Source organism: Cellulomonas sp. PhB143, assembly GCF_003752595.1.
GTDB lineage: Bacteria > Actinomycetota > Actinomycetes > Actinomycetales > Cellulomonadaceae > Paraoerskovia.
Map to the genome: position 1 here is coordinate 179,530 of NZ_RKIJ01000014.1, position 18,550 is coordinate 198,079.

General features: G+C 74.7%; 18 protein-coding genes. 11 read left to right on the forward strand and 7 right to left on the reverse strand.

Annotated features, from left to right (window positions below):
• Window positions 1-160: 160 nt before the first annotated feature.
• Together recO and EDF32_RS12590 are read left to right on the forward strand one after the other, a co-directional pair.
• Window positions 161-1,009, forward strand: coding sequence for a DNA repair protein RecO (gene recO / locus EDF32_RS12585; protein ID WP_123308900.1), 849 nt, complete (start codon window positions 161-163; stop codon window positions 1,007-1,009).
• Window positions 1,006-1,851 carry an isoprenyl transferase gene (locus EDF32_RS12590; protein ID WP_123308901.1) on the forward strand — a complete coding sequence of 282 codons (846 nt, stop codon included), beginning with the start codon at window positions 1,006-1,008 and terminating at the stop codon, window positions 1,849-1,851. The genes recO and EDF32_RS12590 overlap by 4 nt, the downstream gene beginning before the upstream one ends.
• On the opposite strand, the gene EDF32_RS12595 is transcribed toward EDF32_RS12590, so the two are convergent.
• Genes EDF32_RS12595 through EDF32_RS12615 form a run of 5 tightly spaced genes read right to left on the reverse strand, consistent with a single transcriptional unit; the run spans window position 1,848 to window position 5,633 of the window.
• The gene (locus EDF32_RS12595; protein ID WP_123308902.1) at window positions 1,848-2,387 is read right to left on the reverse strand and encodes a DedA family protein; all 540 of its coding nucleotides are present in this window, start codon (window positions 2,385-2,387) and stop codon (window positions 1,848-1,850) included. The two genes, EDF32_RS12590 and EDF32_RS12595, sit on opposite strands and share 4 nt — an antisense overlap.
• A 3-nt stretch (window positions 2,388-2,390) precedes the next feature.
• Complete coding sequence (locus EDF32_RS12600; RefSeq protein WP_123308937.1) at window positions 2,391-2,816, reverse strand: Fur family transcriptional regulator; 426 nt, start codon at window positions 2,814-2,816, stop codon at window positions 2,391-2,393.
• On the reverse strand, window positions 2,813-3,778 hold the full coding sequence (locus EDF32_RS12605; RefSeq protein ID WP_123308903.1) for a metal ABC transporter permease: 966 nt from the start codon (window positions 3,776-3,778) through the stop codon (window positions 2,813-2,815). Before EDF32_RS12605 ends, EDF32_RS12600 begins: the two co-directional genes overlap by 4 nt.
• A complete protein-coding gene (locus tag EDF32_RS12610; protein WP_123308938.1) occupies window positions 3,775-4,599 on the reverse strand; it encodes a metal ABC transporter ATP-binding protein in 825 nt (274 codons plus the stop codon). The genes EDF32_RS12605 and EDF32_RS12610 overlap by 4 nt, the downstream gene beginning before the upstream one ends.
• Window positions 4,596-5,633, reverse strand: coding sequence for a metal ABC transporter substrate-binding protein (locus EDF32_RS12615; protein WP_123308904.1), 1,038 nt, complete (start codon window positions 5,631-5,633; stop codon window positions 4,596-4,598). Before EDF32_RS12615 ends, EDF32_RS12610 begins: the two co-directional genes overlap by 4 nt.
• A gap of 214 nt (window positions 5,634-5,847) precedes the next feature.
• Between EDF32_RS12615 and EDF32_RS12620 the strand changes: the two genes are divergently transcribed.
• Window positions 5,848-7,233 (forward strand): glycine--tRNA ligase, encoded by a 1,386-nt coding sequence (locus EDF32_RS12620; protein WP_123308939.1) that lies wholly within the window; start codon window positions 5,848-5,850, stop codon window positions 7,231-7,233.
• 100 nt (window positions 7,234-7,333) lie between these two features.
• On the opposite strand, the gene EDF32_RS14610 is transcribed toward EDF32_RS12620, so the two are convergent.
• Window positions 7,334-7,492 carry a hypothetical protein gene (locus EDF32_RS14610; RefSeq protein WP_158614098.1) on the reverse strand — a complete coding sequence of 53 codons (159 nt, stop codon included), beginning with the start codon at window positions 7,490-7,492 and terminating at the stop codon, window positions 7,334-7,336.
• A gap of 288 nt (window positions 7,493-7,780) precedes the next feature.
• On the opposite strand from EDF32_RS14610, the gene EDF32_RS12630 reads away from it, so the two are divergent.
• The 5 genes from EDF32_RS12630 to dusB are packed head-to-tail and all read left to right on the forward strand — an operon-like array spanning window position 7,781 to window position 12,611.
• Window positions 7,781-8,755: an ABC transporter ATP-binding protein gene (locus tag EDF32_RS12630; protein WP_123308906.1), complete on the forward strand. Its 975-nt coding sequence runs from the start codon at window positions 7,781-7,783 to the stop codon at window positions 8,753-8,755.
• On the forward strand, window positions 8,752-9,549 hold the full coding sequence (locus EDF32_RS12635) for an ABC transporter permease (RefSeq protein WP_123308907.1): 798 nt from the start codon (window positions 8,752-8,754) through the stop codon (window positions 9,547-9,549). The genes EDF32_RS12630 and EDF32_RS12635 overlap by 4 nt, the downstream gene beginning before the upstream one ends.
• A 44-nt stretch (window positions 9,550-9,593) precedes the next feature.
• On the forward strand, window positions 9,594-10,772 hold the full coding sequence (locus EDF32_RS15020) for a sensor histidine kinase (protein WP_148061605.1): 1,179 nt from the start codon (window positions 9,594-9,596) through the stop codon (window positions 10,770-10,772).
• The gene (locus EDF32_RS12645; protein WP_123308909.1) at window positions 10,760-11,392 is read left to right on the forward strand and encodes a response regulator; all 633 of its coding nucleotides are present in this window, start codon (window positions 10,760-10,762) and stop codon (window positions 11,390-11,392) included. Before EDF32_RS15020 ends, EDF32_RS12645 begins: the two co-directional genes overlap by 13 nt.
• 31 nt (window positions 11,393-11,423) lie before the next feature.
• Complete coding sequence (dusB, locus tag EDF32_RS12650) at window positions 11,424-12,611, forward strand: tRNA dihydrouridine synthase DusB (RefSeq protein ID WP_123308910.1); 1,188 nt, start codon at window positions 11,424-11,426, stop codon at window positions 12,609-12,611.
• 130 nt (window positions 12,612-12,741) lie between these two features.
• Here the strand turns inward: dusB and EDF32_RS12655 are convergent, their stop codons facing one another.
• Entirely contained in the window at window positions 12,742-14,532 is a 1,791-nt protein-coding gene (locus EDF32_RS12655; protein ID WP_123308911.1) for a glycoside hydrolase family 13 protein, read from the reverse strand.
• Between the two features lie 135 nt (window positions 14,533-14,667).
• On the opposite strand from EDF32_RS12655, the gene EDF32_RS12660 reads away from it, so the two are divergent.
• The 3 genes from EDF32_RS12660 to EDF32_RS12670 are packed head-to-tail and all read left to right on the forward strand — an operon-like array spanning window position 14,668 to window position 18,503.
• Window positions 14,668-15,942: a deoxyguanosinetriphosphate triphosphohydrolase gene (locus tag EDF32_RS12660; RefSeq protein WP_123308912.1), complete on the forward strand. Its 1,275-nt coding sequence runs from the start codon at window positions 14,668-14,670 to the stop codon at window positions 15,940-15,942.
• 29 nt (window positions 15,943-15,971) lie between these two features.
• Window positions 15,972-17,909, forward strand: coding sequence for a DNA primase (gene dnaG / locus EDF32_RS12665; protein WP_123308913.1), 1,938 nt, complete (start codon window positions 15,972-15,974; stop codon window positions 17,907-17,909).
• A gap of 33 nt (window positions 17,910-17,942) precedes the next feature.
• Window positions 17,943-18,503 carry a pyridoxamine 5'-phosphate oxidase family protein gene (locus tag EDF32_RS12670; RefSeq protein ID WP_123308914.1) on the forward strand — a complete coding sequence of 187 codons (561 nt, stop codon included), beginning with the start codon at window positions 17,943-17,945 and terminating at the stop codon, window positions 18,501-18,503.
• The last annotated feature ends 47 nt before the right edge of the window (window positions 18,504-18,550 follow it).

The window sequence follows — 18,550 nt, forward strand, 5'->3', positions numbered from 1 at the left end:
TCCCGACCTGTCAGACCCTCGCTCAGCCATACCGGGGCGAGGGTCTGACAGGTCTGGCTGCGTCGGACGTGTCAGACCGTGGCCCCGCCATACCGGGGTGGGAGTCTGACAGGTGCGGGGGCCGGGCACGCGTGTCGCAGGCATGCCCGACAATGGACCCGTGCCCCTGTACCGAGACGACGCGATCGTGATGCGCACCCAGAAGCTGGGCGAGGCGGACCGCATCGTGACGCTGCTGACGCGCGAGCACGGCACGGTGCGGGCCGTGGCCAAGGGTGTGCGCCGCACCTCCTCGCGCTTCGGCGCGCGGCTCGAGCCGTTCATGATGGTCGACGTCCAGCTGCACGAGGGCCGCTCGCTGGACATCGTCACGCAGGTCGAGACCGTCGGCCCGTACGCGCGCGCGATCTGCGAGGACTACGGCCTGTACACCGCGGGCACCGTGATGCTCGAGACGGCCGACCGCCTCGTCGGCGGGGAGCGCGAGCCGTCGGTCCAGCAGTTCTGGCTGCTCGTGGGCGCCGTGCGCTCCCTCGCGGAGAAGACGCACGCGCCGGGCCTCGTGCTCGACTCCTACCTGCTGCGGGCGTTCGCCATCGCCGGGTGGGCGGCGTCGTTCACCGACTGCGCCCGCTGCGGCGAGCCCGGCCCGCACCACTCCTTCGCGGTCGCCCAGGGCGGCGCGGTCTGCCAGCGCTGCCGCCCGCCCGGCGCGACCTCGCCGGCGCCGCAGACCTTCGCGCTCCTCGCCGCGCTCATCGCGGGGGACTGGGACGTCGCCGACGCCTCCGACGCCCGCCACCGCCGGGAGGCCGCCGGCCTCGTCGCCGCCTACAGCCAGTACCACCTCGAGAGGACGTTGAGATCGTTGCGCATGGTCGAGCGGGACGAGCCCGCCCCCGCACCGGCGATCCGGCACGCCCAGGCGCAGCTCGAGCCCCCGGCGCCCGACGGCGTCCCCCGCCCCGCGGACGCGCCTCGCCCCGCCGAGGGCGAGGTCCGGGCATGAGCCCCCGACCGTCGTCGGGCAGGAGGCGCGCCGCCGCGGCGGCGCCGGCGCGGACCACGCCGGTGGTCGCCCCGCCGCCCCACCCCTCGGGCGCGCGTCCGCCGGCGGTCCCGGCGGAGCTCGTGCCGCAGCACGTCGCGGTCGTGATGGACGGCAACGGCCGGTGGGCCAACGCCCGCGGCCTGCCGCGCACGGCCGGGCACGAGGCCGGCGAGGCCTCCCTGCTCGACGTCGTCGCGGGCGCCGTGGAGATCGGCGTCAAGCACGTCAGCGCATACGCGTTCTCCACGGAGAACTGGAAGCGCTCGCCCGACGAGGTGCGCTTCCTCATGGGCTTCAACCGCGACGTGATCCGCCGCCGGCGCGACGAGATGCATGCCTGGGGCGTGCGCGTGCGCTGGGCGGGGCGCCGCCCGCGCCTGTGGCCGTCGGTGGTCCGGGAGCTCGAGGCCGCCGAGGAGCTGACGCGCGGCAACGACGTCTGCACCCTGACGATGTGCGTCAACTACGGCGGGCGCGCCGAGATCGCGGACGCTGCGCGCGCGATCGCCGAGGAGGTCGCGGCCGGGCGGCTCGACCCGCGCAAGGTGACCGAGAAGACCGTGCAGCGTCACCTCGACGAGCCCGACCTGCCGGACGTGGACCTGTTCTGGCGCAGCTCCGGCGAGCAGCGCACGTCGAACTTCATGCTGTGGCAGGCCGCGTACGCGGAGATGGTCTTCATGGACACGCCGTGGCCCGACGTCGACCGCCGCACGCTCTGGGCGGCGATCGAGGAGTACGCGCGCCGCGACCGGCGCTACGGGGGAGCGGTCGACGCGCCGTCGGCCGAGGACGGTTAGGCGCGCCCCGCCGGGGCGGCGCCGCTCGCGGCCCGCCGCGGCGCGCGGCGGCGCTGGACGAGGCGCACCGCGACGGCGGTGAGCGCCGCGAGCAGCAGCAGGACCAGGACGACCGTGCCCCACTGCGCGCCGGCGGCGGCGGCCAGCGCGGCCTGCCACGCGGCCCACCCGGCGGTCGCGTACAGGAGGGCGTGCAGCACGCAGCCCACGATCATCGTCGGCAGGTAGCGGCGCAGCGGCATGCGGGCGACCCCGGCCGCGGCGTTGACGACCGTGCAGGCGCCGGGCACGACGAACGAGCCGAGGACGCCGAGCACGCCCCAGCGCTCGATGGTGCGCGTGCCGCGGTTGCCGTCGGGGCTGGTCAGCCACGCGTGCACCCAGCCGATGACCTTCCCGTCCGGGGCCGAGCGGTCGCGCGCCCACGTGGCGGCGCGCCGGCCGGCCCAGTAGGTCGCCAGGGTCCGGACGAGCCCGAACGCGAGGAAGAAGACGAAGAACGGCCAGTAGCGGGGCTCGTCGAGGGTCTGCGGCACGGGTCAGGCAGCTCCGTCGCGGTGGTTGGCGGGACCGGGGGCGGGGCGGGAGGGCACGGCGGCGCACGCGGCGCAGGTGCCGAAGAGCTCGACGGTGTGCTCGATGCCGGTGAAGCCGTGCGACGCGCCGACGCTGCGCGCCCAGGCCTCGACGGTCGGGCCGTCGATCTCCACGGCGCGCCCGCACGAGCGGCACACGAGGTGGTGGTGGTGCTCGCTGCGCTCGCAGCGGCGGTAGAGGCTCTCCCCGTCCTCGGTGCGCAGCACGTCGACGTCGCCGTTGTCCGCGAGCGACTGCAGCGTGCGGTACACGGTGGCGAGACCGATGGTGTCGCCCTCGTGGCGCATCAGGTCGTGGAGCTGCTGCGCGCTGCGGAACTCGTCGAGCCGGTCGAGCGTCTCGGAGACCGCGGCGCGCTGGCGCGTCATGCGCTGCACGGACCACCTCCGGTGCCCCGCCCGTCCTGCGCCGGGACGGTCCCGGGCGCGGCGAGCTCGACGTCGTCGGGGATGTCGGGGTGCGGGTCGGACTGGCGGCCCCGCCGTCGGGCGACGACGAGCGGTCGCAGGACCGCCACCACCGCGTAGACGCAGATCGCGAGGACCACGATCGTGGCCCCGGGCGACCACGGCCGCCAGTAGGTGATCGACAGCCCGGCGACGCACACGACGACGCCCACCATCGTGGCGACGAGCATCGTGCGCGCGAACGAGCGGGTCACGAGCTGGGCGACGGCCACGGGGACGATCATCAGCGCGCTGACCAGCAGCAGCCCGACGACGCGCATCGCGACCGTCACGGTCAGGGCCGCGACGACCGCGACCGCGATGTTCAGCGCGCGCACCGGCAGGCCGGACGCGATCGCGAACTCCTCGTCCTGGCTCACGGAGAACAGCGCCGAGCGCAGCCCGAGGCCGACGAGCAGGATGATCGCCCCGAGGATCACGGTCAGCACGAGGTCGGCGCCGGTGACGGTGGAGATCGACCCGAAGAGGTAGCTCATGAGGTTCGACTGCGTCCCGCCGGCGATCCCGATGAGCAGCACGCCGCCTGCGATCCCGCCGTAGAACAGCAGCGCCAGGGCCACGTCCCCGCTGGTCTTGCCGCGCTCGCGGACGATCTCGATGGCGACCGAGCCGACGACGGCCGCGACGACCGCCCCGGGGATCGCGAGCTCGTCCTGGGGGACCAGGCCCATGCCGGCGCCGACGAGCCAGCCGAGCGCGACCCCGGTCAGGGCGACGTGCCCGATCCCGTCGCCGAGCAGGGCGAGGCGCCGCTGCACCAGGTACGTGCCGACGATCGGCGCGGTGACGCCGACGAGGAGCGCGGCGACCAGCCCCCGCTGCATGAGGGGGTCGGTGAGCATGTAGGCGAGCTCGTCGATCATGAGGTCAGTCCCGTGTCGGCCTGGGGCACGGCGCCCGTCGGGGCGTCGTCGTGCGGGTGGACGTGCTCGTGACCCGCCAGGGCGTGGCCGGGCGAGGGGGCGGGCGGGGCGCCGTCGTGCACCACCCGCCCGTGGCGCAGGACGACGGCGCGGGTCACCAGGGGCGCGAGCTCTCCGAGCTCGTGGAGCACGACGAGCACGGTCAGTCCCTCGTCGACGAGGCGGCGCATGGTGGCGGCGAACGCCTCCTGGCTCGGCTGGTCGACGCCCGCGACGGGCTCGTCGAGGATCATCAGCTCGGGCCGGCGCACCAGCGCGCGGGCGATCAGGACGCGCTGCTGCTGGCCGCCCGAGAGCTCGCCGGTGCTGTCCTGGGCGCGGTCGCGCAGCCCGACCATGTCGAGGGCCTCGTCCGTGCGCTCGCGCCAGCCGCCGGGCAGGCGCAGTCGGCGGCCGTACAGCAGGCCGGAGGAGACGACCTCGCGCGCCGTGGAGGGGACGCCGGACTGGGCGCTGACGCGCTGCGGGACGTAGCCGACGCGGCGCCAGTCGACACCCTTGCCGAGCGGGGCACCGAGCAGCTCGACGCTCCCGGCGGTGCGGGGGAGCACCCCGACGAGCGAGCGCACGAGCGTCGACTTTCCCGAGCCGTTGGCGCCGAGCAGCGCGACGACCTCGCCGCGGTGCACGCGCAGGTCGACGCCGTGCAGGATGTCGCTCGCACCGAGCCGCACCCGCACGCCGCGGGCCTCGATGACGGGCTGCCCGACGACGGTCGGCTCGGTGGCGGGGGCCCTGGTCGGTTCCGGCGCGGCGCTCACGAGCACGTCAGCCCGTCGGTGAGCTCGGTCAGGTTGCTGCGCATGATGCCAAGGTAGTCGGAGTCCGGGTCCGCCAGGCCCTCGATGGGGTCGAGGGGCGCGGTGGCGACCCCGACGTCGTCGGCGAACGTCTCGGTGACCTTGGGGCTGGAGAGCGTCTCGGTGTAGATGGTGGTGACGTGCTCCCGCTCGACGACGTCGCGGATGTCGCGCAGGCGGGCGGGCGACGGCTCGTTCTCGGGGTCGATCCCCGCGATGCCGATCTGGTCGAGGTCGTAGTGCTCGGCGAGGTAGCCGAACGCCTCGTGCGAGGTGACGAGCGCGGCGCCGCGGCAGGGCTCGAGGCCCTTCGTGTAGTCGGCGTCCAGGCCCTCGAGGTCCTTCTCGAGCGCCGTGGCGTTGGCGGCGTAGTCGGTGGCGTGCTCGGGGTCGATCTCGGCGAGCCGTTCCTCGACGGCGGGGACGACGGCCGCCAGGCGCGTCGGGTCGAGCCAGAAGTGCGGGTCGTCCAGGCCGTGGGCGTGCTCGTCCTCGCCCTCCGCACCGGCGGGCTCGTGCCCCTCCTCGTGCTCGGCGGAGGTCGAGCGGTCGTCCGTCTCGAGCTCGTCCGCGTCGGCGCCGTTCGGGTGGCGCTCGAGGTCCGCGACCTCGCCGGCGTCGACGGCCGTGGCGTCGCGGGCGTCGACGGCGTCGTCCACCGCGGCCTGGAAGCCGCGCAGGTAGACCACGAGGTCGGCGTCCCCGACCGCGCGGACCTGGGCGGGGGAGAGCTCGAGGTCGTGCGGCTCGGCGGCCGGGGGCGTGAGGTTGGCGACCTCGGCGTGGTCCCCGCCGACGCGCTGGGCGACGAACTGCAGCGGGTAGAAGGACGCGAGCACCTGGAGGCGGACGGTGCCGTCGGACGCCGTCGAGGTGGCTGTGGGCACGCCGTCGGCCGCGGGCGAGCAGGCGGCGAGCGTCGCCGCGGTCGCGACGACGGTGACGGCGGCGCCGGCGGAGGTCAGGGCGCGGCGCGCAGGGGAGCGGAGGGGCATGACCCGATCCTGCTATTACTGATAATCAATGTCAACAAGGCTGCGCCGGGGGCGGCCCGCCCCGGCGTGCGCGCCCCGTAGGCTTGACCCGCGGTCCGGCCCGCCGCGGACGACGAGCGCACCCCCGGTGCGCCGCGCGCCCGGGCGTCGGCCGGGACCCGACGCCCCCACGAGCCACGTGCGGGGTACGCCCGAGCACCCAGGAGTGATCACCGTGGCCGCTGCGCCCTCCCGTCTCGAATCCGTCGTCTCCCTCGCCAAGCGGCGCGGGTTCGTCTTCCCGTCGGGCGAGATCTACGGCGGTACCCGCTCCGCCTGGGACTACGGCCCCCTCGGCACGGAGCTCAAGGAGAACATCAAGCGCCAGTGGTGGAAGGCGATGACCCGGCGCGACGACATCGTCGGCATCGACTCCGCCGTCATCCTGCCCCGCCAGGTCTGGGTCGCCTCCGGGCACGTCGGAGTCTTCACCGACCCGCTGACCGAGTGCCTCTCCTGCCACAAGCGGTTCCGCGAGGACCAGATGCTCGAGGAGTTCGAGGAGAAGAAGGGCCGCGTCCCCGAGGGCGGCCTCGCCGAGATCGCCTGCCCCAACTGCGGCACGCGCGGGCAGTGGACCGAGCCCCGCGACTTCAACATGATGCTCAAGACGCACCTGGGCCCCGTCGAGGACGAGTCCGGCCTGCACTACCTGCGCCCCGAGACCGCGCAGGGGATCTTCGTGAACTTCGCCAACGTCGCCGGCGCCGCGCGCAAGAAGCCGCCGTTCGGCATCGCGCAGATCGGCAAGTCGTTCCGCAACGAGATCACGCCGGGCAACTTCATCTTCCGCACCCGCGAGTTCGAGCAGATGGAGATGGAGTTCTTCGTCGAGCCGGGGACCGACGCCGAGTGGCACCAGTACTGGATCGACACCCGCATGGCCTGGTACACGGGCCTCGGGATCGCCCCGGAGAACCTTCGCCTGTACGAGCACCCGAAGGAGAAGCTGTCGCACTACTCGACCCGCACGGTCGACGTCGAGTACCGCTTCGGCTTCACCGGCAGCGAGTGGGGCGAGCTCGAGGGCATCGCCAACCGCACCGACTTCGACCTCAAGACGCACACCGAGCACTCGGGCAAGGACCTGTCGTACTTCGACCAGGCCACGAACGAGCGCTGGGTGCCGTACGTCATCGAGCCGGCCGCCGGGCTGACCCGCTCGCTCATGGCGTTCCTCGTCGAGGCCTACACCGAGGACGAGGCGCCCAACACCAAGGGCGGCGTCGACAAGCGGACCGTGCTGCGGCTCGACCCGCGCCTGTCCCCGGTGAAGGTGGCGGTCCTGCCGCTGAGCCGCAACGAGAACCTCTCGCCCAAGGCGAAGGCGCTCGCGGCCGAGCTGCGCGAGCACTGGAACGTCGACTTCGACGACGCCGGCGCCATCGGCCGCCGGTACCGCCGCCAGGACGAGATCGGCACGCCGTTCTGCATCACGGTCGACTTCGACACGCTCGACGACCAGGCCGTGACGATCCGTCACCGCGACTCGATGGAGCAGGAGCGCGTGGCGCTCGACCAGGTCGTCGGCTACCTGGCGAAGTACCTCGTGGGCTGCTGACCGCCCCGTCTCCACGGGGCACCCCTCCGCCGAGACGTCGAATTCCGCCCCGAGATCTGCGATCTCTGGGGCGGAATTCGACGTCTCGGCGGTCGTCCGGCTAGCGGCCGACCTTCTGGTTGCCCTTGCCGACGAACACGAGGACCACGCCGACGACGGCGAGGATCAGCCCGACGTAGATGAAGAACTGGCCGAGGCCGGCGAGGCCGAGGACGAGCACGACGAGTCCGGCCACGATGAGCGCGAGCCACAGAGCCATGGGATTTCCTTCCGGGCGGGGGGTTGTCGTCGCGCAGTATGTCACCCGCGCTTCCGGTGCCGCCCGCGTCGCCCGGCCCGTCCGCCTCGGCCCGCCCCCTCGCCGAGAAGTCGAACTCCGCCCCAGAAATCGAAGATTTCGGGGCCGAATTCGACTTCTCCGCGGGTCCGCGGGTCGGCGGGTCGGCGGGTCGGCGGGTCGGCGGGTCGGCGGGTCGTGACATCTGTCATGCCGGAGCGGTGACGCGCGGCCCGGGAGCGCGCCCCCGCCCGCGGACACGATGGCTCCATGGACACCACCGCACCCGCACCCGCGACGCTCGCGCTCGAGCTGCGTGGCCTGCACAAGAGCTTCGGCGACGTGCACGCCGTCGACGGCCTCGACCTGGACGTGCGTCCCGGCGAGGTCGTCGCCTTCCTCGGTCCCAACGGGGCCGGCAAGACCACGACGATCGACATGGTGCTCGGCCTGAGCGACCCGACCGCCGGTGACGTGCGCGTCTTCGGCTCGACGCCCGCCGAGGCCATCGCCGCGGGCCGGGTGGCCGCCGTCATGCAGACCGGCGGCCTGCTCAAGGACATCACGGTCGCCGAGACCGTCGCCCTGACGGCGAGCCTGTTCGGCAACCGCGGCCCGGTGCTGCCGTTCCTCGAGCGCGCCGGCATCGCGGAGCTCGCCGGGCGCCGGGTCGGCCGGTGCTCCGGCGGCCAGCAGCAGCGGCTCCGGTTCGCCATGGCGCTCGTGTCCGAGCCGGACCTCCTGCTGCTCGACGAGCCGACGACGGGCATGGACGTCGAGGGCCGCCGCGACTTCTGGGCCGCGATCCGCGCCGACGCCGCGGCCGGGCGCACCGTCGTCTTCGCCACGCACTACCTCGACGAGGCCGACGCCTACGCCGACCGCATCGTCCTGGTCGCCGGCGGCCGCGTGGTCGCCGACGGCAGCGCCGCGGAGATCAAGAACGTCGCCTCCGGGCGCGTGCTCAGCGCGTCCTTCGCGACCCCGGAGCTCGCGCACGACGCCGCCCGCGACCTCACGTCGTCGGGCTCGCCCGCGGAGGTCCGCGGGACCCGGCTGATCGTGCGCACCTCGGCGTCCGACGACGTGGCGCGCCACCTGCTGACGGCGACGTCCGCGCACGACCTCGAGGTCGGGGCGTCGAGCCTCGAGGACGCGTTCGTGCGGCTGACCTCCTCGGGCCGCACCGACGACCGCACCGACGACCCCACGAGCCCGACCGCCCCGACAGGAGCCCACCGATGAGCACGATCTCCGCACCCGGCGCACGGGGCGGCTCCGCCCGCCCGGCGGCCTCCGTCCCCCGGGGCATCAGCCGCACCTACCTGGTCCTAGAACTGCGCCGGCTCGTGCGCAACCGCCGCACGCTGGTCTTCTCCCTCGTCATGCCGCCCGTCTTCTTCCTCATCTTCGGCACCAGCCCCGCCTACGCCCACCAGTCGGCGGGCCGGGGCAACGTCACGGCGTACGTGCTCGTCTCCATGGCGCTCTACGGCGCGATCCTCACCGCGACGGCCGGGGGCGCGAGCGTCTCCGTCGAGCGTGCGCAGGGCTGGACGCGCCAGCTGCGCCTGACCCCGCTGCGCCCGTCGGCGTACATCGCGACGAAGCTCGCCGCCACCATGGCGCTCTCGGCGGTCTCCATCGCCGTCACCCTCGCCGTGGGCAGCCTGCGCGACCCGCAGATGCCGCTCTCGGCGTGGGTGGGCTGCGCGCTGGTCGCCTGGGTGGGCTCGGTCGTGTTCGCCGCGTTCGGTCTGTTCATGGGCTACCTGCTGCCGGCGGAGAACGTCATGCAGATCCTCGGCCCGGGGCTGGCGCTCCTGTCCTTCGCCGGTGGGCTGTTCATCCCGCTTGGCGACGGCCTGTTCGCCGACATCGCCCGGTTCACGCCGACGTACGGGCTCGCGGAGCTCACCCGGGCGCCGCTGACGGGCGACGGGTTCACGCTCGCGGCCGTGGCGAACGTGCTCGTGTGGACCGCCGTGTTCGCCGGTGGTGCGGCCTGGCGGTTCCGCAAGGACACGGCGCGGGTGTGAGCGCGTCGCGGCCGGTGGCGCGCGGCGGCGATAGCGTGGCGTCCGTGGACCCGACCGCCCGCCGGCCGCTGCTCGCGCCGCACCCGGACAGGACCGCGGACGTCCCCGGTGCGCGGGCCGCCGCGCGCGACCGGCGCACGCGGTGGATGCGGTTCCTCGGGCCGCTCTTCGGCCTCGTGTGGTTGATCTTCCTGCTCACGCCCGGGGGCACCGCGTGGGACGCCGCCCCCGGGCTCGACCGCGCCGCATCGCTCTTCGGCATCCTCGGCGTCGCGGCGATCTTCGCCGCCGTCATCGTCATCACACGCCACTATGCGGTCGCGCCGCGGCTGGCGTGGGCGCTGATCGCCGTCCAGCTCGGCTGCGTCGCGCTGTCCTGCCTCGTGCCGCACACCGAGGGACTCAACGGCCTCGTGTTCGTGTGCGTGGGGGCGGTGTTCCTGCTGCGGAGCGATCGCGCGCTGATCGTCGTCGCCGTGTGCGCCGTCGCCGCGCTGGCCGTGCCGCCGCTGATGGGCTGGCCCGGTGACGACTCGCTCGTCGTCTCGGTCGTGCTCGCCTCGACCGCGGTCCTCGGGTTCGTCCAGCTCATCGAGCGCAACCGGCAGCTGCGCGACGCGCAGGACGAGAACGCGGCGCTCGCCGTCGCCCGCGAGCGCGAGCGCATCGCCCGCGACATGCACGACGTCCTCGGGCACTCCCTGACCGTCATCTCGGTCAAGGCCGAGCTCGCGGGCCGCCTGCTCGGGCCGCGGCCCGAGCAGGCGGCGAGCGAGGTCGCCGAGATCCAGTCGCTCGCCCGGGCGGCGCTCGCCGACGTGCGGGGCATGGTGGCGAGCACGCGGGAGGTCAGCCTCGCCGGCGAGCTCGCCGGCGCCCGCGCGGTCCTCGACGCAGCCGGCGTCGCGGCGGAGGTCCCCGGCGCGGTCGACGACGTCCCGGAGTCCCTGCGCGAGGTCTTCGCCTGGGGCGTGCGCGAGGGGACGACGAACGTGCTGCGCCACGCGGACGCGTCGCGGGTGCGGATCACGCTGGGACCGGACCGCCTGACGGTGGAGGACGACGGCGTCGGCCCCTCCCGCGGCGTCGGCAACGGGCTGCCCGGCCTGCGGGCGCGCGCCCGCGAGGCGGGCGCGGTGCTAGAGACCGGGGCGAGCGACCTCGGAGGCTTCCGCCTGACGATCCGCGCGACCCCGCCCGGCGGCGCCGGATGGGTAGCGTGAGCCCGGTGACCGCGCCGATCCGCCTCCTCCTGGCCGACGACCAGGCGCTCGTGCGGGGCGCCCTGGCGACGCTGCTCGGGCTCGAGGCCGACCTCGAGGTGGTCGCCCAGGTCGGGTCCGGCGACGAGGTCGTCGCGAGCGCCCGCGAGCACGCGGTGGACGTGGCCCTGCTCGACGTCGAGATGCCCGGCACGGACGGCATCCAGGCGGCCGCCGCCCTGCGCGCCGCGGTGCCGGCGTGCCGGGTGCTGATCGTCACGACCTTCGGCCGGCCCGGGTACCTGCGGAGGGCGCTCGACGCGGGCGCGAGCGGGTTCGTCGTCAAGGACACCCCCGCGGACCGGCTGGCCGACGCGGTCCGCCGGGTGCACGCCGGGCTGCGGGTCGTGGACCCGGAGCTGGCGGTCGAGTCGCTCGCCGTGGGTACGAGCCCGCTGACCGATCGTGAGCGGTCGGTCCTGCTCGAGGCGTCGCGCGGGGGCACCGTCGCGGACGTCGCTCGCGCGACGCACCTGTCGGAGGGCACCGTGCGCAACTACCTCTCGGCGGCGATCGGCAAGACGAGCGCGCGCACCCGCGCGGAGGCGGTGCGCATCGCCCAGGACAACGGCTGGCTGTGACCCGGCGGCGGGCCGGTGGGACAATGGCCGGGTGAGCACCACGACCGAGAAGCAGCCCGCGCCGTCGGGCACGCGAGTCCTGCCGCCCCTGCAGATCGGGCCCCACACGATCGAGACCCCGGTCGAGCTGGCGCCGATGGCGGGCGTCACCAACCGGGCCTTCCGTACGCTGTGCCGCGAGAACGGCGGCGGGCTGTTCGTCGCGGAGATGGTCACGAGCCGCGCGCTGGTCGAGGGGCACCCCGAGACGCTGCGGATCGTGACGTTCGACGAGGACGAGTCGCCGCGCTCGGCGCAGGTGTACGGCGTCGACCCGGCGACCGTCGGCGCGGCCGTGCGGATCCTCGCCGAGCGCGAGCTGGCAGACCACGTGGACCTGAACTTCGGGTGCCCGGTGCCGAAGGTGACGCGCAAGGGCGGCGGGGCGGTCCTGCCCTGGAAGCGCGACCTGTTCGCCTCGATCGTCACGGCGGCCGTCGAGGCGGCGAGGCCGTTCGGGGTGCCCGTGACGGTCAAGATGCGCAAGGGGATCGACGACGACCACCTGACCTATCTCGAGGCGGGGCTCGTCGCCCAGGACGCGGGCGTCGCGGCGGTCGCGCTGCACGCCCGCACCGCCGCGGACTACTACAGCGGCACTGCGGACTGGTCGGCGATCGCGCGGCTCAAGGAGACGGTCCGGCACGTCCCGGTGCTCGGCAACGGCGACATCTGGTCGGCCGAGGACGCCGTGCGGATGGTCGACGAGACCGGGTGCGACGGCGTCGTCGTCGGCCGCGGGTGCCAGGGGAGGCCGTGGCTCTTCGCCGACCTGCAGGCGGCGTTCGAGGGCCGGGCGGACCGGGTCACCCCGGGGCTGCGGCACGTCGCGGAGACGATCTACCGGCACGGCGAGCTCATGGCCGGGTACTTCGAGGACGAGGGCAAGGGGATGCGCGACCTGCGCAAGCACATGGCGTGGTACCTCAAGGGCTACGCCGTGGGCGGCGACGCCCGGCGGGCGCTCGCGATGGTCTCCACGCTCGAGGAGCTGCGCGGCCACCTGGACGCGCTCGACCTCGACCAGCCCTACCCGGGCGCCGACGCCGAGGGGCCGCGCGGGCGGGCTGGCTCGCCCAAGAAGCCGCACCTGCCCTACGGGTGGCTGGACTCGCGCGACCTCGACGCCGACTTCGAGGCGAGCCTGCGCGAGGCCGAGCTGAGCGTCTCGGGGGGCTGACCCTCCCGCCGGCCTCTCCCGCGCCGGCCTCTCCCGCCGACCACGGGGTCGCCGCCGGATCAGCAGGGCTGACCGGGCGGCGACCCCGTGGTCGCGGGGCGGCGACCCCGTGGTCGCGAGGAGGGAGCGCTCAGGCGCGCAGCCAGACGGTGGTGTCGACCGGAACACCGGCGCCGTCGAGCGGCCCGGAGGCCAGCAGCACCCGGGCGCCCACGGGCAGCGGCAGCGGCTCCTGGCCGATGTTCGCCAGCACGACGACGTCCCCGTTGCGGTAGGCGAGCACGTCCCCTGACGCCTGGTACGTGTCGACCCACGCCAGCGTGCCCGCGCCGAGGCGCAGCTCCTTGCGCAGCGCGAGCGCCGCCCGGTAGGTCTCGTACGTGGACCCGGGAACGCCGCGCTGGGCGTCCGCGGCGTAGCGGCGGTACGACGCCGGCTGGGGCAGCCAGGTGCGGCCCGTGGGCCCGAACCCGAGGCCCGGCGCGTCGGCCTCCCACGGCACCGGGATGCGGCAGCCGTCCCGGCCGGCCTCGGCGCCCTGGGTGCGGAAGAACGCCGGGTCCTGGCGCACGGCGTCGTCGAGCGTGGTGTGCTCCGGCAGGCCCAGCTCCTCGCCCTGGTACAGGTAGGCGCTGCCCGGCAGGCCGAGCATGAGCAGCGAGAACGCCCGGGCGCGACGCAGCCCGAGCTCCTCGTCGGGCTGGGGGTCGCTCGCCTTGAGCCCGTTGGGCCGCTCGCCCGTCTGCGGCAGCCCGAGGCGGGTCGCGTGGCGCACGACGTCGTGGTTCGACAGCACCCAGGTGGTCGGGGCGCCCACGGCGTCGGACGCGGTCAGCGAGGCGGTGATCACGGTGCGCAGCGGGCCGGCGGACCAGCCGGTGGTCAGGAACGAGAAGTTGAACGCCTGGTGCATCTCGTCGGGGCGCACGTAGCGGGCCAGGCGCGAGAGCGGCTCGACCCAGGCCTCGGCGACGAGGCAGCGGTCGCCGTCGTACTCCTCGAGGACGGCGCGCCACTCGCGGTAGATGTCGTGCACGCCGTCCTGGTCGAACATCGGGCCGGAGTTGCCGGCGCCCGTCGAGCCGTCCTCCGGCGCGCCGGAGTCCACGGCCTCGTCGCCCGCGGTCGTGCCCTCCACCATCGCCACCGACCCGTCCCAGTCGGGCAGGCCGGGGGCCTTGACGAGGCCGTGGGCCACGTCGACGCGGAACCCGTCCACGCCCTTGTCGAGCCAGAAGCGCAGCACGTCGCGGAACTCGGCGTGCACCTCGTCGTTCGTCCAGTCGAGGTCGGGCTGGCTCGAGTCGAACAGGTGCAGGTACCAGGGCGCCCCGGCGGGTCCGTCGCTCGCGCTCGCGGGCAGGCGCGTCCAGGCGGGGCCGCCGAAGATCGAGCTCCAGTTGTTCGGCGGCTGCGCCCCGGCCTCGCCGCGCCCGTCGCGGAAGACGTAGCGTGCGCGCTCGCGGCTGCCGGGCGCGGCGTCGAGCGCGGCGCGGAACCAGGCGTGCTGGTCGGAGGTGTGGTTGGGCACGAGGTCGACGATCACGCGGATGCCGAGCGCGTGCGCCTGGGCGACCAGCGCGTCGACGTCGGCCAGCGTGCCGAAGAGGGGGTCGACGGCGCGGTAGTCGGCGACGTCGTAGCCGGCGTCCTTCTGCGGCGAGCGGTAGAACGGCGAGAGCCACAGCGCGTCGACGCCGAGGTCGGCGAGGTGCGGCAGCCGGGCAGTGATCCCGGGCAGGTCGCCGATGCCGTCGCCGTCGCCGTCGGCGAACGAGCGCGGGTAGACCTGGTAGATCACGGCGTCGCGCCACCACTCGGGGGTGCCGCCGTCCGGGCGGTGGGCGCCCTCGTGGACGAGCGGGCCCGCGGCGAGCGTGGTGCCGGCCGGGAGCGTCTGGGTCGAATCGATACGAGTCATCCTGCGCGCGGTCCTTGGTCTGTTCGGGTCCGGGGGTCGGACGGCGCGGCCGGGCCGCGCGGCGTCCGTCTCCAGTGTAAGCGCTTGCTGCGGTCGGACGGTGGTCGGCGGGCGCGCGATCGCTAGGGTGGGCCCGTGCAGCCGACGAGCACGTCCCCCGACCCGTCCTACAGCGCGGCCGACGTCGAGCGCTGGTCGCCCGAGCCGCCCAAGAGCAAGTCCCGGACCCCGTTCGAGCGCGACCGGGCGCGCGTGGTGCACTCCTCGGCCCTGCGCCGGCTCGGCGCCAAGACGCAGGTGCTCGGCCCCGGGACCGACGACTTCGTGCGTACCCGCCTGACGCACAGCCTCGAGGTCGCGCAGATCGGGCGCGAGCTGGGCAAGGCGCTCGGCTGCGACCCCGACGTCGTGGACACCGCCTGCCTCGCGCACGACCTCGGGCACCCGCCGTTCGGGCACAACGGCGAGCGGGCTCTGGCGGCCGTCGCCGAGCCGGTCGGCGGGTTCGAGGGCAACGCCCAGACGCTGCGCCTGCTGACGCGGCTCGAGCCCAAGGTGCTCACCGCCGCGGGCGGGCCCGCCGGCCTCAACCTGACCCGAGCGTCCCTCGACGCGAGCGTCAAGTACCCCTGGGGCGCGGGGGAGGGGCCGGTGCGCGAGGACGGGCGCCCGACCCCCAAGTTCGGCGTCTACCCCGACGACCTGCCGGTCTTCGGCTGGCTGCGCGAGGGCGCGCCGGCGGGGATCAAGTGCATGGAGTCGCAGGTCATGGACCTGGCCGACGACGTCTCGTACTCGGTCCACGACGTGGAGGACGCGATCGTCGGCGGCAAGCTCGACCTCGGCCGCCTCGACGACGCCGGCGAGCGGGCTCGCGTGGTGGCCGCCGTGCACGCCTGGTACGGGACGCGGCACACCGCCGAGGAGCTCGACTCGGCGCTGCAGCGCCTCGCGGCGACGGGCCACCTGCTCACCGGGTTCGACGGCTCGCGCCGGGCGCTCGCGGCACTGAAGGACGCCACGAGCCAGCTCATCGGCCGGTTCAGCGACTCCGCGCACGCCGCGACCCGTGCCACCTACGGCGACGGACCGCTCACGCGCTACGCCGCGACGCTCGAGGTGCCGCGGGAGACGCTCGCCGAGATCCTCGCGCTCAAGGGCATCGCGGTCGCCTACGTGATGGCCCCGCGGGAGAAGGAGCCGCTCTACCAGCGCCAGCGCACCATCATCACCGAGCTCGTCGAGGTGCTGCTCGAGCGTGCGCCCACGGCCCTCGAGACCCCGTTCGTGGAGGACTGGGACCAGGCGGCCGACGACGGGGCGCGCCTGCGCGTCGTCGTCGACCAGGTCGCGTCCCTGACGGACCTGAGCGCGGTCCAGCTCCACACCCGGCTGGTCCGTCCGGCCTGAGCCGGGCCGCCGGGCCCTAGACTCGGGGCGTGGCCGGACTGATCAAGCGCGAGGACGTCGACGCCGTCCGCGAGCGGGCGCGGATCGACGAGATCGTCTCGGCCCACGTCACCCTCAAGCCGGCGGGCGTCGGCTCGCTCAAGGGCCTGTGCCCCTTCCACGACGAGCGCTCCCCGTCGTTCCACGTGCGCCCCCAGGTCGGCCGATGGCACTGCTTCGGGTGCGGCGAGGGCGGCGACGTCATCTCGTTCGTGCAGAAGGTCGACGGCCTGTCCTTCACGGAGGCGGTCGAGCACCTCGCGGGCACCGTCGGCATCCAGCTGCGCTACGAGGAGTCCTCGGGCGGCGGCGGGCCACGCCGCGCGGAGGAGCCGGGCAAGCGCCAGCGCCTCCTCGAGGCGCACCGCGTGGCCGCCGAGTACTTCGCCGAGCAGCTCGTCGCGCCCGGCGCGGGAGCGGCGCGCAAGTTCCTCGCCGAGCGCAGCTTCGGCCGGGCCGACTGCGAGGCGTTCGGCGTCGGCTACGCCCCCACCGGCTGGGACAACCTGCAGCGCCACCTGCAGGGCCGCGGCTTCACGCAGGCCGAGCTCGTGGCCTCCGGGCTGGTCAGCCAGGGCCAGCGGGGCATCTACGACCGCTTCCGCGGCCGGCTCGTCTGGCCGATCCGCGACGTCACGGGCGCCGTCGTCGGCTTCGGCGCGCGCCGGCTGTACGACGACGACCAGGGCCCCAAGTACCTCAACACCCCCGAGACCGCGCTCTACAAGAAGTCCCAGGTGCTCTACGGCATCGACCTCGCCAAGCGGGAGATCGCCAAGCAGCGCCGCGTCGTCGTCGTCGAGGGGTACACCGACGTGATGGCGGCGCACCTGTCGGGCGTGACGACGGCCGTGGCGACCTGCGGCACGGCCTTCGGCAGCGACCACGCGAAGATCGTGCGCCGCCTGCTGGGCGACACCGCGGCCGGGGGAGGGCTGCAGCTCGCCTCCGGCCAGTCGATGGGCGGGGAGGTCATCTTCACGTTCGACGGCGACGCGGCGGGCCAGAAGGCGGCCGTGCGCGCCTTCGGCGAGGACCAGCGCTTCTACGCCCAGACGTTCGTCGCCGTCGAGCCCGGCGGCATGGACCCCTGCGAGCTGCGCATGGCCCGCGGCCCGGAGGGCGTGCGCGCGCTCGTGGACGGGCGCCAGCCGCTGTTCGAGTTCGTCGTGCGGACCCGGCTCGCCGAGTTCGACCTCGACACCGCCGAGGGGCGCGTGGCCGCGCTGCGGGCCGCGGCGCCCGTCGTCGCCGGGATCCGCGACCGCGCGCTGCTCCCCGAGTACGCGCGCATGCTCGCCGGCTGGATCGGCATGGACGTCGACGCCGTGCGGCGCGCCGTGAAGAACGCGCCCCGGCTGCGCGGCCCGGACGAGCAGGTCGTGGTGCGATCGCGCGCCGGCGGTGCCGAGGCCGACGACGCCTCGCGCCCCGCGCCCCTGCCGGCTCCGGACCCGCGCGACCCCGTCGCCCGGCTCGAGCGCCAGGCGCTCGTCGCCGTCCTGCAGCACCCCGACGCCGTCGACCCCGCGACGTTCGACGCGCTCGACGACGACGCGTTCGTCGTCCCCGCGTGGCGCGCGGTGCACGAGGCGATCCGAGCGGCGGGCGGCATCGCGGAGTCGCAGGGCATGGCGCCCGGGCGCTGGGTCGAGGCGGTGAGCGACGCGGCGGCCGAGGCGGTGCTCCCGGTGGTCAACGAGCTGGCCGTCGCCCCGATGCCCGAGGACCGGCCGGCGGCCGTCGAGGGGTACGTGCGCGACGTCGTCCGCCGCCTGGTGGACCTGGGCCTGACCCGCCGCGTCGCGGACGCACGCAGCAGGCTGCAGCGCACGGACCCGACGGCCGACGCCGAGGCGTACGGCGCCGCGTTCGCCGCGCTGCTCGCCATCGAGAAGGAGCGGCGCGAGCTGCGCGAGACCGTCTGACCTCCTGTCGGTGCCCCGTGGCACGCTCGACGGATGAACGAGACCCCGGACGAGCTGGCCGCGCTGCAAGCGCTCCTGGACCGCAGCGCGGGGGGACGCGAGCGCCACCTGACCGACATCGTGACGCCCGAGCACCGGCTTTCCGCGCGCCGGCTCAGCGAGGACCTGCGGGGCGTCCTGGTGCTCGACGTCGCGACGGTCACCGCCACGGGGGAGCCGCGCCTGTCCGCGGTGGACGGTCACTTCCTGCACGGCCGGTGGTGCTTCTCGACGTCGGCGGCGGCCGTCAAGGCGCGTCACCTCGAGGCCCGCCCGGCCGTGAGCGTGGCGCACACGCCGCGCGACGGCTACGGGGTCTGGGCGCACGGCACGGCCCGCGCGCTCTCCGGCGCGGAGCGGGACCGGACCGAGGCCTACCTCTCCGAGCTCTACGGGCAGCCGCTCGCGAGCATGGCGCAGGAGATCTCGATCTTCCGCGTCGACGCGCACTGGATGCTGGGGTTCGCGCTGACCGCCGACGAGCAGCAGGGGTTCGAGGCGACGCTGCCGGCGCGGGACGCGCGCCTCGCCGGTGCTCTCGGGCGGCTCGGCTGAGGTCGCTGCGGCGAACGGAAAGAGGCCCGGAACCGTGGAGATTCCGG

Coding starts and splice junctions, on each gene's coding strand:
- EDF32_RS12590 (WP_123308901.1), top strand. CDS start 1,006: ATGAGCCCCCGACCGTCGTCGGGCAGGAGGCGCGCCGCCGCGGCGGCG.
- EDF32_RS12600 (WP_123308937.1), bottom strand. CDS start 2,816: ATGACGCGCCAGCGCGCCGCGGTCTCCGAGACGCTCGACCGGCTCGAC.
- EDF32_RS12605 (WP_123308903.1), bottom strand. CDS start 3,778: ATGATCGACGAGCTCGCCTACATGCTCACCGACCCCCTCATGCAGCGG.
- EDF32_RS12615 (WP_123308904.1), bottom strand. CDS start 5,633: ATGCCCCTCCGCTCCCCTGCGCGCCGCGCCCTGACCTCCGCCGGCGCC.
- EDF32_RS14610 (WP_158614098.1), bottom strand. CDS start 7,492: ATGGCTCTGTGGCTCGCGCTCATCGTGGCCGGACTCGTCGTGCTCGTC.
- EDF32_RS12630 (WP_123308906.1), top strand. CDS start 7,781: ATGGACACCACCGCACCCGCACCCGCGACGCTCGCGCTCGAGCTGCGT.
- EDF32_RS12635 (WP_123308907.1), top strand. CDS start 8,752: ATGAGCACGATCTCCGCACCCGGCGCACGGGGCGGCTCCGCCCGCCCG.
- EDF32_RS12645 (WP_123308909.1), top strand. CDS start 10,760: ATGGGTAGCGTGAGCCCGGTGACCGCGCCGATCCGCCTCCTCCTGGCC.
- EDF32_RS12655 (WP_123308911.1), bottom strand. CDS start 14,532: ATGACTCGTATCGATTCGACCCAGACGCTCCCGGCCGGCACCACGCTC.
- EDF32_RS12670 (WP_123308914.1), top strand. CDS start 17,943: ATGAACGAGACCCCGGACGAGCTGGCCGCGCTGCAAGCGCTCCTGGAC.